The organism is Pseudomonas fluorescens, from assembly GCF_040448305.1.
GTDB lineage: Bacteria > Pseudomonadota > Gammaproteobacteria > Pseudomonadales > Pseudomonadaceae > Aquipseudomonas > Aquipseudomonas fluorescens_BH.
Genome location: NZ_CP148752.1, coordinates 5,770,467 through 5,783,586, shown reverse-complemented (window position 1 = coordinate 5,783,586; position 13,120 = coordinate 5,770,467). Strand labels below are relative to the sequence as shown.

Here is a 13,120-nt window from a genome sequence, read left to right as displayed (position 1 = left end):
AGCAGGCTCACTCCTACAGGGAATTGGTGGTGTGGCGGATGATTGTTTCGGGAACAAAAAAGCCGCGTATCAAACGCGGCTTTTTCTTGGGCGGGTGCTTAGCTCTGTATAACGTTACACGTTGAAGCGGAAATGCATCACGTCGCCGTCTTTGACGATGTAGTCCTTGCCTTCCAGGCGCCATTTACCGGCTTCCTTGGTACCGGCTTCGCCCTTGTACTGGATGAAGTCGTTGTAGGCGATCACTTCGGCGCGGATGAAGCCTTTTTCGAAGTCGGTGTGGATCACGCCAGCGGCTTGAGGTGCGGTGGCACCGACGCGGACGGTCCAGGCGCGGACTTCTTCGACACCGGCGGTGAAGTAGGTCTGCAGGTGCAGCATTTCGTAGCCGGCGCGGATCACGCGGTTCAGGCCAGGCTCTTCGAGGCCCAGGGCTTCGAGGAACATGTCTTTCTCTTCGCCGTCATCGAGCTCGGCGATTTCCGCTTCGATCTTGTTGCACACCGGTACAACCACGGCGCCTTCTTCTTCGGCGATGGCGCGTACAACGTCCAGGTGCGGGTTGTTCTCGAAACCGTCTTCAGCGACGTTGGCGATGTACATGACCGGTTTGGTGGTCAGCAAATGGAAGCCCTTGATCACCGCTTTTTCGTCGGCCCCCATGTTCTTCATCAGGCTGCGCGCCGGCTTGCCTTCGGTGAAGTGGGCGATCAGTTGCTCCAGCAGGCCTTTCTGGACCACTGCGTCCTTGTCACCGCCCTTGGCGTTGCGCGCGACTTTCTGCAGTTGCTTCTCGCAGCTGTCGAGGTCGGCGAAGATCAGTTCCAGCTCGATGATTTCGATGTCGCGTTTCGGGTCGACGCTGTTGGAGACGTGAATCACGTTCTCGTCTTCGAAGCAGCGGACCACGTGGGCGATGGCATCGGTTTCACGGATATTGGCCAGGAACTTGTTACCCAGTCCTTCACCTTTCGACGCACCGGCAACCAGGCCGGCGATGTCGACGAACTCCATGGTGGTCGGCAGGATGCGCTTTGGATTGACGATGGCTGCCAGGGCATCCAGGCGCGGATCCGGCATCGGCACGATACCGCTGTTGGGTTCGATGGTGCAGAAGGGGAAGTTCTCGGCCGCGATCCCGGATTTGGTCAGGGCGTTGAACAGGGTGGACTTGCCGACGTTAGGCAGGCCGACGATGCCGCAATTGAATCCCATGGTGTTTCCCCTCGGATAAGAGTCAGGCCTTCTGGCTGTGCAGGTTTTTCATCGCGCGGTTCCATTCCCCGGCGAGGATATCCGGCAGCACGCCGAGGGCAAAGTCGATGCTGGCATCGAGTTTTTCCTGTTCGGCGCGTGGCGCACGACCCAGGACGAAATTTGAAACCATACTGGCAACGCCCGGGTGGCCAATGCCAAGCCGCAAGCGATGAAAGGTATTCTGATTGCCCAGTTGCGCGATGATGTCGCGCAACCCGTTGTGACCGCCATGGCCGCCGCCCTGCTTGAGCTTGGCAACGCCGGGTGGCAGGTCGAGTTCGTCGTGCGCCACGAGGATTTCTTCAGGCTTGATGCGGAAGAAACCGGCGAGTGCCGCCACGGCCTGGCCGCTGCGGTTCATGTACGTGGTGGGAATCAGCAGACGAACATCCTGACCCTGATGCGAATAGCGCCCGGTCAGGCCGAAATATTTGCGGTCCGCCACAAGGTTCACGCCTTGTGCGTTCGCGATGCGCTCAACAAAAAGGGCCCCTGCGTTATGCCGGGTCTGTTCGTATTCAGCGCCTGGATTTCCCAGGCCAACGATCAGTTTGATGGCAGTCACGATAGGGGCCCTTCCTTGGAGTGGTGGATAACATCGCCGCAATCAGGGAAAGCGGCGAAAGTGGACGAAAATTGCTCATTTACCATGATGTAAACTCCGCGTTCTCGCCCGCTTTCTCGCTATGCTCTAGTCCGCGATGTTTCCGGTCACTCCGGCGTACAGAGTAAAATTACTCTGCAGCGCCTTCTGCAGCTTCTGGAGCAACACGTGGAGCGTGGACGTTGGCAACAGCCTTGTCATCGCCGTGTGCCAGGGCCACGAACTCAACGCCTTTAGGCGCCTTGAGGTCCGACAGGTGAATGATCGAACCGATTTCAGCGTTAGCCAGGTCGACTTCGATGAACTCAGGCAGATCTTTCGGCAGGCAGGAAACTTCGATCTCGGCAACAACGTGCGAGATTTCGCCGCCTTTCTTGGTCGGTGCTTCTTCGTTGATGAAGTGCACTGGAACGATAGCGGTCAGTTTCTGGCCAGCTACTACGCGTACGAAGTCAGCGTGCATCACGTGGCCTTTGGCCGGGTGACGCTGCAGGGCTTTGATCACGACGTTCTGCTTGGTGCCACCAACGTTCAGCTCGATGATGTGGCTGTAAGCCGCTTCGTTTTCGAGCAGTTTGGCAACTTCTTTGGCCAGCATGCTGATGGATTCAGGGGCTTTTTCGCCACCGTAAACTACAGCTGGAACCAGGCTTGCGAGACGACGCAGGCGGCGGCTCGCACCTTTCCCCAGGTCGGAACGCACTTCAGCATTCAGGGTAAAATCGTTCATGTTGTATCTCCAAAATAACCACATTCGCCCCAGCGTTTGCGACCAGCGCTAAAGGCGATATGGGCAAAAAAGCCCCGCCCCGACAGGAATGCCGGGGCGGGGCGCTTTTCGTCAACGAGACATTTCGAGAAGGGCAGGGCCCTTAGCGGAACATCGCGCTGATCGATTCTTCATTGCTGATGCGGCGAACCGCCTCGGCAACTACCGGCGCGATATCCAGTTGACGGATACGCGAGCAGGCTTGTGCAGCAGCGGACAACGGGATGGTGTTAGTCACCACCAGTTCGTCCAGCATGGAATTTTCGATGTTTTCGATCGCCCGACCGGACAGCACAGGGTGTGTGCAGTAGGCGAAAACCTTGGCGGCGCCATGCTCTTTCAGGGCCTTGGCCGCGTGGCACAGGGTGCCGGCGGTATCGACCATGTCATCGACCAGAATACAGGTACGCCCTTCGACATCACCGATGATATGCATCACTTCAGAGTGATTGGCTTTCTCACGGCGTTTGTCGATGATCCCGAGATCCACGCCCAGGGATTTGGCAACGGCACGTGCACGCACGACGCCGCCAATGTCCGGGGACACGATCATCAGGTTTTCGAAGCGCTGATCTTCGATGTCATCCACCAGAACCGGGGAGCCGTAGATGTTATCTACCGGAATATCGAAGAAACCCTGGATTTGGTCAGCATGCAGATCAACCGTGAGAACACGGTCGATGCCGACTACGGTAAGCATGTCAGCCACGACTTTCGCGCTGATAGCCACACGTGCGGAACGCGGACGGCGATCCTGACGGGCATAACCAAAGTAAGGAATAACAGCAGTGATACGAGTAGCCGAGGAGCGGCGGAAGGCATCAGCCATCACTACCAGTTCCATCAGGTTATCGTTGGTCGGAGCGCAAGTCGGCTGAATAATGAAGACGTCTTTACCGCGGACGTTTTCATTGATCTCGGCTGTAATTTCGCCGTCGGAGAATTTACCGACAGAGATGTCACCGAGAGGGATATGCAGCTGACGTACGACACGCCGAGCCAGATCGGGGTTAGCGTTCCCCGTAAAGACCATCATCTTGGACACGCGCAGTACCTGAAGGCTGAGGGTAACCTGGATGAGTATAGGAAAATGGCAGGGGCGGCTGGATTCGAACCAACGCATGGCAGGATCAAAACCTGCTGCCTTACCGCTTGGCGACGCCCCTGTATCTGTTGCAACGATTACCCAGTAATCGGTTCCTTTAGAGCAGACCTTGAAGCTTGCGATGCAACATCGAAATGTTGCTTCCTTTTGCTACAAAACCTGTAAGGGTCTCTGTAAGAAGGGCCGAGACTCTATCAGCTTCAGCTTTGCTTGGGAAGCCCCCAAACACACAACTTCCAGTTCCGGTGAGTTTTGCTTCGGTAAATTTACCTAGCAAATTCAAAGCGTTACGTACCTCTGGATAACGCCTTGTTACCACCGGCAAGCAGTCATTTCGACTGTTTCCCTTGGGAACGGGGCGCACTTTAATGGGAGGAGTGTTACGTGTCAACAACGGATCTGAAAAAATTTCTGCCGTACTTACAGAGACTTGCGGTACCAGCACGAGATACCACGGTTCTTCCGGGTCTACAGGGGTCAGTTTCTCCCCCACGCCCTCGGCAAAAGCCGCGTGGCCACGTACGAAAACCGGGACGTCGGCGCCCAGCGTCAACCCCAGGCCGGCCAGGCGATCTTCATCCCAGCCCAATTGCCACAGATGGTTCAAGCCAAGCAATGTTGTTGCCGCATTCGAGCTGCCGCCACCGATGCCGCCGCCCATGGGCAGGATCTTGTCGATCCAGATATCCACGCCCAGCGAGCAAGCGGATTGCTCCTGAAGTTTTCTGGCGGCCTTGACGATCAGGTTGCTGTCGTGGGGGACGCCCGGGAATTCGGTGTGCAGTCGGATGACTCCGTCATCGCGCAGGGCATAGGTGATTTCGTCGCCGTAATCGAGAAACTGAAACATCGTTTGCAGTTCGTGGTAGCCGTCTTCGCGGCGCCCCAGAATGTGCAGCATCAAATTGAGTTTGGCCGGCGAGGGCAGCGTCAGGCGATTGTCAGGCATGTCATTGCCCCAGTTTGCGTGGTTGCCAGACCTTGATCACCAGCGTGACATCAAGGTCGGTGCCGCTGAGCTTGATGCGCTCGGGCAACCAGAAACCGTTTTGTTGCGTGTACGAGGTGTAGTCGACCTTCCAGCCATCCTGTTCCAGGCTGGCCAGGCGGCTGTCGCCGTCCAGGGTCAGGCGACTTTTGCTGTTGGGAGCCGGGAGCCCGCGCACCCACCAGGCCAGGTCGGACACAGGCAATTTCCAGCCCAGCTGTTCTTCGAGCAGCACTTCCGGATTCGGTGCGTCGTAACGTCCCTGGTTGGCGACTTCCAGCGACACCTTGCCCGGACGTCCGGTCAGGCGAGCCGCGCCGCGGCCCAGTGGTCCCGACAGGCGAATGTCGTAGTAATCCTGGCGCTGCAACCAGAACAGCGTGCCGCTTCCCGAGTCTTTCGGGGCGCGGATGCCGATCTTGCCGTCGATCTGCCAGCCATCGAGGCCGGTCAGTTGCTGTTTGTGCTCGCGCCATTGGGCGGCGTTGCCATGACCCTCGACCGATTCGCGGGGACCCAGGCCCGCGCAACCGGCGAGCAGGGCGATAAAACTGAAAACGATGAAATGGCGCAAAAACATAATCTTAAAGAGTCTCTGATCCGGTCAGGCGTTTGATGGTGCCGCGCAGGGTCGGGCTGTCAGGCTGTTCCTTGAGGAATTTGCCCCAGACTTGTCTGGCTTCGCGCTGTTTGCCGTTGGCCCACAGGACTTCGCCCAGGTGAGCGGCGACTTCCTGATCGGGGAAGCGATCCAGGGCCTGGCGCAGCAGGCGCTCGGCTTCGTCGAGATTGCCCAGGCGGTAATTTACCCAGCCAAGGCTGTCGAGTACCGCCGGGTCTTCCGGACTGATCTGGTGCGCCTGTTCGATCAGGGCCTTGGCTTCGGCGTAGCGCGTGGTGCGGTCGGACAGGGTGTAACCGAGGGCGTTCAACGCCATGGCATTGTCCGGGTCGCGCTTGATGATCGTGCGCAGGTCCTTTTCCATCTGCGCCAGGTCATTGCGTTTTTCCGCCTGCATGGCACGGGTGTAGAGCAGGTTCAAATCGTCCGGGTATTGCTGCAAGGCTTGATGCAGAACGCTCCAGGCCTTGTCGCCCTGATTGTTGGCGGACAGGGTTTCGGCTTCGATGAGGTACAGCTGGATCGCGTAATCCGGCTGCTCGTCGCGCTCTGCCGCCAGCTTTCTTTGCGCTTCGGCGGTCCTGCCGTTGTCTATCAGGATGTCGGCCTGACGCAATTGCGCCGGCAGGAAATCGTTGCCCGGGCCAACCTTGGCGTACTCGATCAATGCGCCTTGCGGGTCGTTTTGTTCTTCGGCGATGCGGCCGAGGTTCAGGTGTGCCGAGTCGACGTGGCTTTCCCGGGCGATCAGGTCTTCAAGATAACCCTTGGCCTCGTTCCAGGCCTTGGCTTCCAGGCAGACCAGCGCCAGCGAGTAACGCAGTTCGTCGTCTTCCGGGTACTGCTGAACCAGGCTCGAGAACTCGGCCTTGGCGTCGTCCATGCGGTCCTGTTCAACCAGCATGCGCGCGTAAGTCAGGCGCAGGCGCTTGTCGTCCGGGTATTTCTTGATGCTTTTCTGCAGCAGCGGCAAGGCTTCGTCACCGCGATTAAGGGTTTGCAACAGCCGCGCACGCAGCAGGATCGGGGCGATTTCGCCGTCTTCAGGTGGATTGTCTTCCAGCAGCTTCAACGCGCCTTTGGTGTCGCCGTCCTGTTGCATCAGCAAGGCCTTGCCGAAAATCAGCTGGCTGTTGTCCGGATGACGCTGCAACAAACGGTCGAAGCTTTGCATCAAGCCGTTGCGGGTGTCCTGGTCGGTGTCGGCCGCAGACAGCGCAAGGAAGTCGAAATGGGTGTCGCCCTTGCCTTGCAGGACTCTCTCCATATAGACCATGGAGTCGTCATAACGCCCGGCGCGTGCCAGTTGCACGGCGGCGGCACGTTGCGCTTCGAGGTCGTCGGGGGCGTTCCTGGCCCAGATCAGCGCAGTATCCAGGGCTGCCTGATCGGCGCCCAGATATTCGGCGATACGAAATGCCCGCTCGGAGATGCCCGGATCTTGGGTGTTGATGGCCTGGGTCACATAGTTGTCCAGGGCAATGTCGAAACGATTGCGCTGGCCAGCCAGTTCGGCGCTCAACAGGCTGAAGACGGTTTCCTCGCTGAATGAGCTGTAGACCTTGGGCTTTTCAGGGGCCGGGGTGCTGTCTTCAACCGGCGGCGCACTGTCCGACGACACGGGTGCCAAGGCCTGGCAGCCGCTGAGGAAGACAAGAGCGAGGAGCAACGCGGAAGATCTATTCATATAGGAGGAGGACGACTAACCTGCGGTCGGATCATCATGACACAAGCTTTCGGCCAAACATAACCGGCCCGGCAATTTACCTGCCAGCCCGATAAACGACTCTGGGCGATCCTTTAAACGAGAACCGCTCGCAACGTCGGCGTCGCCTACTGGCACGATAGATATCGAGTGGTTGTTCTGATTCCGTCGAAGTAGGACAATTGTCGGCTTCACGTCACAATCAGCGACTTTGAATGGCCTTCCTTGCACTCGGTATTAACCACAAGACTGCTTCAGTAGACGTCCGCGAGCGCGTGGCTTTTACCCCTGAGCAGCTGGTTGAGGCCTTGCAGCAGCTCTGCCGACTCACCGACAGCCGCGAAGCTGCGATCCTCTCCACCTGCAATCGCAGTGAACTCTATATAGAACAGGATCACCTGTCGGCGGACGTCGTGCTGCGCTGGCTGGCCGAATATCATCATTTGAGCTACGACGAGCTGCGCGAAAGCGCCTATGTGCATGAAGATGATGCGGCAGTTCGTCACATGATGCGGGTCGCTTCCGGGCTCGACTCGCTGGTGCTGGGCGAGCCGCAGATTCTCGGCCAGATGAAGTCGGCCTATGCCGTGGCCCGCGAGGCCGGCACCATCGGGCCGTTGCTCGGGCGGCTGTTCCAGGCCACGTTCAATGCGGCCAAGCAGGTGCGCACGGACACGGCCATCGGCGAGAACCCGGTGTCGGTGGCGTTTGCCGCGGTGAGCCTGGCCAAGCAGATTTTCAGCGACCTGCAACGCAGCCAGGCCTTGTTGATCGGCGCCGGCGAGACCATCACCCTGGTCGCCCGCCATCTGCATGACCTGGGTGTGAAGCGCATCGTGGTCGCCAACCGTACCCTGGAGCGCGCGAGCATTCTGGCCGAGCAGTTCGGTGCTCATGCGGTGTTGTTGTCGGATATTCCGGCAGAGCTGGTGCGCAGCGATATCGTCATCAGTTCCACCGCCAGCCAGTTGCCGATTCTGGGCAAGGGTGCAGTGGAAAGCGCCTTGAAACTGCGCAAGCACAAACCGATCTTCATGGTGGATATCGCTGTACCCCGTGACATCGAGCCAGAAGTCGGCGAACTGGACGACGTTTACCTCTATAGCGTCGACGATCTCCACGAAGTGGTCGCCGAGAACCTCAAGAGTCGTCAGGGCGCAGCCCAGGCCGCCGAAGAGATGGTCTCGATCGGCGCTGAAGATTTCATGGTCCGCCTGCGCGAGCTGGCGGCGGTGGACGTGCTCAAGGCCTATCGTCAACAGAGCGAACGCCTGCGCGACGAAGAATTGCAAAAGGCCCAGCGCATGCTGGCCAACGGCAGCAGTGCCGAAGAGGTGCTGGTGCAACTGGCCCGCGGGCTGACCAACAAACTGTTGCACGCCCCGAGCGTGCAGTTGAAAAAGCTCTCTGCCGAAGGTCGCCTGGATGCGCTGGCGATGGCCCAGGAACTCTTTGCCCTCGGTGAGGGCTCATCGGATAGCTTTTCGGATAAAAAACCGCAATGAAAGCGTCACTGCTCAATAAGCTGGATATCCTCCAGGACCGTTTCGAGGAATTGACCGCCCTGCTGGGCGACGGCGAGGTCATTTCCGATCAGAACAAGTTCCGCACCTATTCCAAGGAGTACGCGGAAGTCGAACCGATCGTGGGCGTCTATAAAGAACTGCTGAAAGTGCAGGACGACCTCGAAGGCGCCCAGGCACTGCTCAAGGACAGCGACCCGGACATGCGTGAAATGGCCGTGGAAGAAGTCCGCGAGGCCAAGGAGCGCCTGGTCACGCTCGAAGCCGACCTGCAGCGCATGCTGCTGCCCAAGGACCCGAACGACGGGCGCAACGTGTTCCTCGAAATCCGTGCCGGTACCGGCGGTGACGAAGCGGCGATTTTCTCCGGTGACCTGTTCCGCATGTATTCGCGTTACGCCGAGCGCCGTGGCTGGCGGGTGGAAATCCTCTCGGAAAACGAGGGTGAACACGGCGGCTATAAAGAGGTGATTGCCCGGGTCGAGGGTGACAACGTCTACGGCAAGCTCAAATTCGAATCCGGCGCGCACCGCGTGCAGCGGGTTCCGGCGACCGAATCCCAGGGCCGCATCCACACGTCGGCCTGCACCGTGGCGGTACTGCCCGAGCCGGACGAACAGGAAGCCATCGAGATCAACCCGGCCGACCTGCGCATCGATACCTATCGCTCCTCCGGCGCCGGTGGCCAGCACGTCAACAAGACCGACTCGGCGATCCGTATCACGCACTTGCCGTCCGGCATTGTCGTCGAGTGCCAGGAAGAACGTTCACAGCACAAGAACCGCGCCCGGGCGATGTCCTGGTTGTCGGCCAAGCTGAACGATCAGCAGACCTGCGCCGCAGCCAACGCCATCGCCAGCGAGCGCAAGTTGCTGGTCGGCTCCGGCGACCGTTCCGAGCGCATTCGCACCTATAATTTTGCCCAGGGTCGGGTCACCGACCACCGGGTCAACCTGACCTTGTATTCCCTCGACGAGATCCTCGCCGGCGGTGTCGAGGCGGTGATCGAGCCGTTGCTGGCCGAGTACCAGGCCGATCAACTGGCCGCGATAGGTGAGTAAATGACGATCATTGCCAGTTTGTTGCGCGCCGCTGATTTACCCGACTCGCCGACGGCGCGTCTGGATGCCGAATTGCTGCTGGCGGCGGCCTTGGGCAAGTCCCGCAGTTTCCTGCACACCTGGCCGGAGCGCATCGTGCCGAGCGAAGCGGCGCTGACGTTTGCCGAATATTTGCAACGCCGTCGCGGCGGCGAGCCGGTGGCCTATATCCTCGGCCAGCAGGGCTTCTGGAAGCTGGACCTGGAAGTGGCGCCGCACACGCTGATCCCGCGCCCCGACACCGAACTGCTGGTGGAAGCCGCGCTGGAACTGTTACCGGCCACACCGGCCAAGGTGCTCGACCTCGGCACCGGCAGCGGCGCCATCGCCCTGGCCCTGGCCAGTGAGCGTCCGGCGTGGAACGTCACTGCCGTGGATCGCGTGCTGGAGGCCGTGGCCCTGGCCGAGCGCAATCGCCAGCGTCTGCACCTGAACAACGCCAAGGTACTGAGCAGTCATTGGTTCAGCGCCCTGGAAGGTCAGCGTTTTCAACTGATCATCAGCAATCCGCCCTACATCGCAGCGACCGATCCGCATCTGGTTGAGGGCGATGTGCGCTTTGAACCGGCCAGCGCTTTGGTGGCGGGAGTCGACGGGCTCGACGATCTGCGCCTGATCGTCGCCCAGGCGCCGGAGCATCTGGATGCCGGCGGTTGGCTGATGCTCGAACACGGCTATGATCAGGCCGAGGCAGTTCGCGATTTATTGCTGACCCGCGGATTTGAAGAAGTCCACAGCCGCACCGATCTGGGCGGTCACCAACGCATCAGTCTGGGGCGCCTGCCGTGCTGAATGATCAGGAGTTGTTGCGCTACAGTCGGCAGATTCTGCTGCAACACATCGATATCGACGGCCAGTTGCGGCTCAAGGAAAGCCGCGTATTGATCGTCGGTCTTGGCGGCCTTGGCGCGCCAGTGGCGCTGTATCTGGCGGCCGCCGGGGTTGGCGAGTTGCACCTGGCGGACTTCGACACGGTCGACCTGACCAACCTGCAACGCCAGATCATTCACGACACCGACAGCGTCGGCATGACCAAGGTCGATTCGGCGCTCAAGCGGCTGACGGCGATCAATCCCGAGATCCAGTTGATCGCCCATCGTGCGGCGCTGGACGAAGACTCCCTGGCCGCCGTGGTGGCCGGGGTAGATCTGGTCCTCGATTGCTCTGACAATTTTTCCACCCGTGAAGCGGTCAACGCCGCTTGCGTAACCGCCGGCAAACCGCTGGTCAGCGGCGCGGCGATTCGCCTCGAAGGGCAACTGTCGGTGTTCGATCCGCGTCGGCCGGAGAGTCCGTGCTACCACTGTTTGTACGGGCACGGCAGCGAGGCCGAATTGACCTGTAGCGAGGCCGGCGTAGTCGGTCCGCTGGTGGGTCTGGTTGGCAGTCTGCAAGCGCTGGAGGCGTTGAAGTTACTAGCCGGATTCGGTGAGCCACTGGTGGGGCGCCTGTTGTTGATCGATGCCTTGGGCACGCGCTTCCGTGAATTGCGGGTCAAGCGCGATCCGGGTTGCAGCGTCTGTGGGTCGAAACATGCGTGAAGCGCCGATAGGCGTGTTCGACTCCGGTGTCGGCGGGCTCTCGGTACTGGCCGAGATCCAGCGTTTGCTGCCCAATGAATCTCTGCTGTACGTCGCCGACTGCGGGAATGTTCCCTACGGCGAGAAAACCCCGGAATTTATCCAGCAACGTTGCAGCGTGATGGCCGACTTCTTTCGGCAACAGGGCGCCAAGGCCCTGGTGCTGGCGTGCAACACGGCCACGGTGGCCGGCGTCGCCGACTTGCGTCGCGACTACCCAGAATGGCCCATCGTCGGCATGGAGCCGGCAGTCAAACCGGCCGCCGCCGCAACCCGCTCCGGCGTGGTGGGGGTGCTGGCCACCACCGGTACTTTGCAAAGTGCCAAGTTCGCAGCGTTACTCGACCGCTTCGCCACGGACGTGAAAGTGATCACCCAGCCCTGTCCCGGGCTGGTGGAGCTGATTGAAAACGGCGACCTGCGCAGCCCCGAGTTGCGCCAGCTATTGGCCGGGTATGTCCGGCCATTGCTGGCTGCCGGCGCGGACACCCTGATTCTCGGCTGCACCCATTACCCCTTTCTCAAGCCGATGCTGCGGCAGATGATCCCCGAGGACATCAGTCTGATCGACACCGGCGCCGCCGTCGCGCGCCAGCTTCAGCGGCTGCTGGCCGAAGGCGAGCTGCTCGCCGAGGGGCCTGCTCGCGAAGCGCAGTTCTGGACCAGCGCCGATCCGCTACATTTCAGAAATATCTTGCCGATACTGTGGAATACCGCTGGCGTTGTGCGAAGCTTCAACAGGTAGAAGGCTGTCCGGGGGGGAATACGAAGAGTCGGGTGAACTTCTGATAAATCGCTGACTTCTATAGTTTTGCAAGGCTTGGCAACAAAAAAACCATACGAAATCGTTCGGAAAAGGAAGTTTCTAGTGAAGCGACTATTCTGCTTGGCCGCGATTGCGGCCGCACTGATGGGGCACACTTTTACCGCGCAGGCGGCAGGTGTGGAGTTTGCCGTGGGGCAAACCGGCGAGTCGACCATGACCTATCGATTGGGGATGCAATTCGATTGGGACCAGAGCTGGTGGCAGAGTGACGTGGGTCGTCTGACCGGTTATTGGGACGGCGCCTACACCTATTGGGAAGGTGACGAGCAATCCAGTAACCACAGCCTGTCGTTCTCGCCCGTGCTTGTTTATGAATTTTCCGGCCAGAGCGTCAAACCCTACATCGAGTTTGGGGTTGGCGTGGCGGCCTTTGCCAGCACCGAAGTCGAAAACAACGATCTGGGCAGCGCCTTCCAGTTCGAAGACCGCTTTGGTTTCGGTTTGCGCTTTGCCGGCGGACATGAAGTCGGGGTTCGTGCGACGCACTATTCCAACGCCGGGATCACCACTCCGAACGATGGTGTAGAAAGCTACGCATTGCATTACACGATGCCGTTGTAAGCACCACGGTTTCAGCGGGTTGCAAATCCCTCTGTGGGAGCGTGCTTGCTCGCGATAGCGGCTTTAAATTCAACATCAATGTTGAGTCTGAAATCGCTATCGCGAGCAAGCTCGCTCCCACAGGGGCGCGCGTTGTTTTTCAATTCAGCGATACGCCGTCGAAATCCCCTGGCGTTCCTCGATGCACTCCGGTGCGCCCATCTCGAATTCCCGGCAGATCAGCGGGCGTTTTTCGTAGATGGTGCACATCATCGTGTTGCGATCCAGCGCGGCGCACCAGCCGTCATCCAGGCGCAGCATCACTTCCCCGCCCCAATCATCGGTATCGATGAACCGTTCAGGCACACCCGTATCGGTGATCAGCATGACTTCGAGCTGGCAGCAGCAGGCCGCGCAGGTCGAGCAGGTGACCGCGGGTTCCGCGATTTGCGTATGGGGGATGGTTTTCATGGCGCGCAGTGTAAGGCAGTCACCGGGTGC

Annotated in this window: 14 protein-coding genes and 1 tRNA gene; 6 read left to right on the top strand and 9 right to left on the bottom strand. The window is 59.7% G+C overall.

From position 1 onward, the window contains the following. Nucleotides 1-114 precede the first annotated feature (114 nt). From ychF to WHX55_RS26285, 8 genes are all read right to left on the bottom strand, one after another. Nucleotides 115-1,215 (bottom strand): redox-regulated ATPase YchF, encoded by a 1,101-nt coding sequence (ychF, locus tag WHX55_RS26320; RefSeq protein WP_150728018.1) that lies wholly within the window; start codon nt 1,213-1,215, stop codon nt 115-117. 22 nt (nt 1,216-1,237) lie between these two features. Then, entirely contained in the window at nt 1,238-1,822 is a 585-nt protein-coding gene (pth, locus tag WHX55_RS26315) for an aminoacyl-tRNA hydrolase (protein ID WP_046030136.1), read from the bottom strand. A gap of 169 nt (nt 1,823-1,991) precedes the next feature. Continuing rightward, entirely contained in the window at nt 1,992-2,591 is a 600-nt protein-coding gene (locus WHX55_RS26310) for a 50S ribosomal protein L25/general stress protein Ctc (protein ID WP_008046051.1), read from the bottom strand. Nucleotides 2,592-2,733: 142 nt separating this feature from the next. Next, nucleotides 2,734-3,675: a ribose-phosphate pyrophosphokinase gene (locus WHX55_RS26305; protein WP_003208392.1), complete on the bottom strand. Its 942-nt coding sequence runs from the start codon at nt 3,673-3,675 to the stop codon at nt 2,734-2,736. A gap of 46 nt (nt 3,676-3,721) precedes the next feature. After that, nucleotides 3,722-3,796: transfer RNA gene (locus WHX55_RS26300), tRNA-Gln, on the bottom strand. 36 nt (nt 3,797-3,832) lie between these two features. Further along, nucleotides 3,833-4,684, bottom strand: a complete 852-nt coding sequence (ispE, locus tag WHX55_RS26295) for a 4-(cytidine 5'-diphospho)-2-C-methyl-D-erythritol kinase (protein WP_353741577.1) — start codon at nt 4,682-4,684, stop codon at nt 3,833-3,835. 1 nt (nt 4,685) lies between these two features. Continuing rightward, complete coding sequence (gene lolB / locus WHX55_RS26290) at nt 4,686-5,303, bottom strand: lipoprotein insertase outer membrane protein LolB (RefSeq protein WP_353741576.1); 618 nt, start codon at nt 5,301-5,303, stop codon at nt 4,686-4,688. 4 nt (nt 5,304-5,307) lie between these two features. Further along, entirely contained in the window at nt 5,308-7,032 is a 1,725-nt protein-coding gene (locus tag WHX55_RS26285; protein ID WP_150728015.1) for a tetratricopeptide repeat protein, read from the bottom strand. Nucleotides 7,033-7,265: 233 nt separating this feature from the next. Here WHX55_RS26285 and hemA point away from each other — a divergent pair, with 233 nt between their 5' ends. The 6 genes from hemA to WHX55_RS26255 all read left to right on the top strand — a co-directional run bounded on the left by hemA (nt 7,266) and on the right by WHX55_RS26255 (nt 12,640). Continuing rightward, nucleotides 7,266-8,555 (top strand): glutamyl-tRNA reductase, encoded by a 1,290-nt coding sequence (gene hemA / locus WHX55_RS26280; protein WP_056726273.1) that lies wholly within the window; start codon nt 7,266-7,268, stop codon nt 8,553-8,555. Next, nucleotides 8,552-9,634 (top strand): peptide chain release factor 1, encoded by a 1,083-nt coding sequence (prfA, locus tag WHX55_RS26275; protein WP_108214862.1) that lies wholly within the window; start codon nt 8,552-8,554, stop codon nt 9,632-9,634. Before hemA ends, prfA begins: the two co-directional genes overlap by 4 nt. Further along, nucleotides 9,635-10,465, top strand: coding sequence for a peptide chain release factor N(5)-glutamine methyltransferase (gene prmC / locus WHX55_RS26270; RefSeq protein ID WP_150759018.1), 831 nt, complete (start codon nt 9,635-9,637; stop codon nt 10,463-10,465). It begins immediately after the preceding gene. Continuing rightward, nucleotides 10,459-11,214, top strand: a complete 756-nt coding sequence (locus WHX55_RS26265; protein WP_151213809.1) for a molybdopterin-synthase adenylyltransferase MoeB — start codon at nt 10,459-10,461, stop codon at nt 11,212-11,214. The genes prmC and WHX55_RS26265 overlap by 7 nt, the downstream gene beginning before the upstream one ends. Beyond that, the gene (gene murI / locus WHX55_RS26260) at nt 11,207-11,998 is read left to right on the top strand and encodes a glutamate racemase (protein ID WP_150756373.1); all 792 of its coding nucleotides are present in this window, start codon (nt 11,207-11,209) and stop codon (nt 11,996-11,998) included. The genes WHX55_RS26265 and murI overlap by 8 nt, the downstream gene beginning before the upstream one ends. Before the next feature lie 123 nt (nt 11,999-12,121). Then, nucleotides 12,122-12,640 (top strand): acyloxyacyl hydrolase, encoded by a 519-nt coding sequence (locus tag WHX55_RS26255; RefSeq protein WP_150759016.1) that lies wholly within the window; start codon nt 12,122-12,124, stop codon nt 12,638-12,640. A 144-nt stretch (nt 12,641-12,784) separates the two neighbouring features. Here the strand turns inward: WHX55_RS26255 and WHX55_RS26250 are convergent, their stop codons facing one another. Next, nucleotides 12,785-13,090, bottom strand: coding sequence for a YkgJ family cysteine cluster protein (locus WHX55_RS26250; RefSeq protein WP_056726267.1), 306 nt, complete (start codon nt 13,088-13,090; stop codon nt 12,785-12,787). Between the last annotated feature and the right edge of the window lie 30 nt (nt 13,091-13,120).

Bases quoted from the DNA above. Each gene is read 5' to 3' on its own strand.
- ychF (WP_150728018.1), bottom strand. From the start codon at position 1,215: ATGGGATTCAATTGCGGCATCGTCGGCCTGCCTAACGTCGGCAAGTCC.
- WHX55_RS26310 (WP_008046051.1), bottom strand. From the start codon at position 2,591: ATGAACGATTTTACCCTGAATGCTGAAGTGCGTTCCGACCTGGGGAAA.
- ispE (WP_353741577.1), bottom strand. From the start codon at position 4,684: ATGCCTGACAATCGCCTGACGCTGCCCTCGCCGGCCAAACTCAATTTG.
- lolB (WP_353741576.1), bottom strand. From the start codon at position 5,303: ATGTTTTTGCGCCATTTCATCGTTTTCAGTTTTATCGCCCTGCTCGCC.
- WHX55_RS26285 (WP_150728015.1), bottom strand. From the start codon at position 7,032: ATGAATAGATCTTCCGCGTTGCTCCTCGCTCTTGTCTTCCTCAGCGGC.
- hemA (WP_056726273.1), top strand. From the start codon at position 7,266: ATGGCCTTCCTTGCACTCGGTATTAACCACAAGACTGCTTCAGTAGAC.
- prfA (WP_108214862.1), top strand. From the start codon at position 8,552: ATGAAAGCGTCACTGCTCAATAAGCTGGATATCCTCCAGGACCGTTTC.
- prmC (WP_150759018.1), top strand. From the start codon at position 9,635: ATGACGATCATTGCCAGTTTGTTGCGCGCCGCTGATTTACCCGACTCG.
- murI (WP_150756373.1), top strand. From the start codon at position 11,207: ATGCGTGAAGCGCCGATAGGCGTGTTCGACTCCGGTGTCGGCGGGCTC.
- WHX55_RS26250 (WP_056726267.1), bottom strand. From the start codon at position 13,090: ATGAAAACCATCCCCCATACGCAAATCGCGGAACCCGCGGTCACCTGC.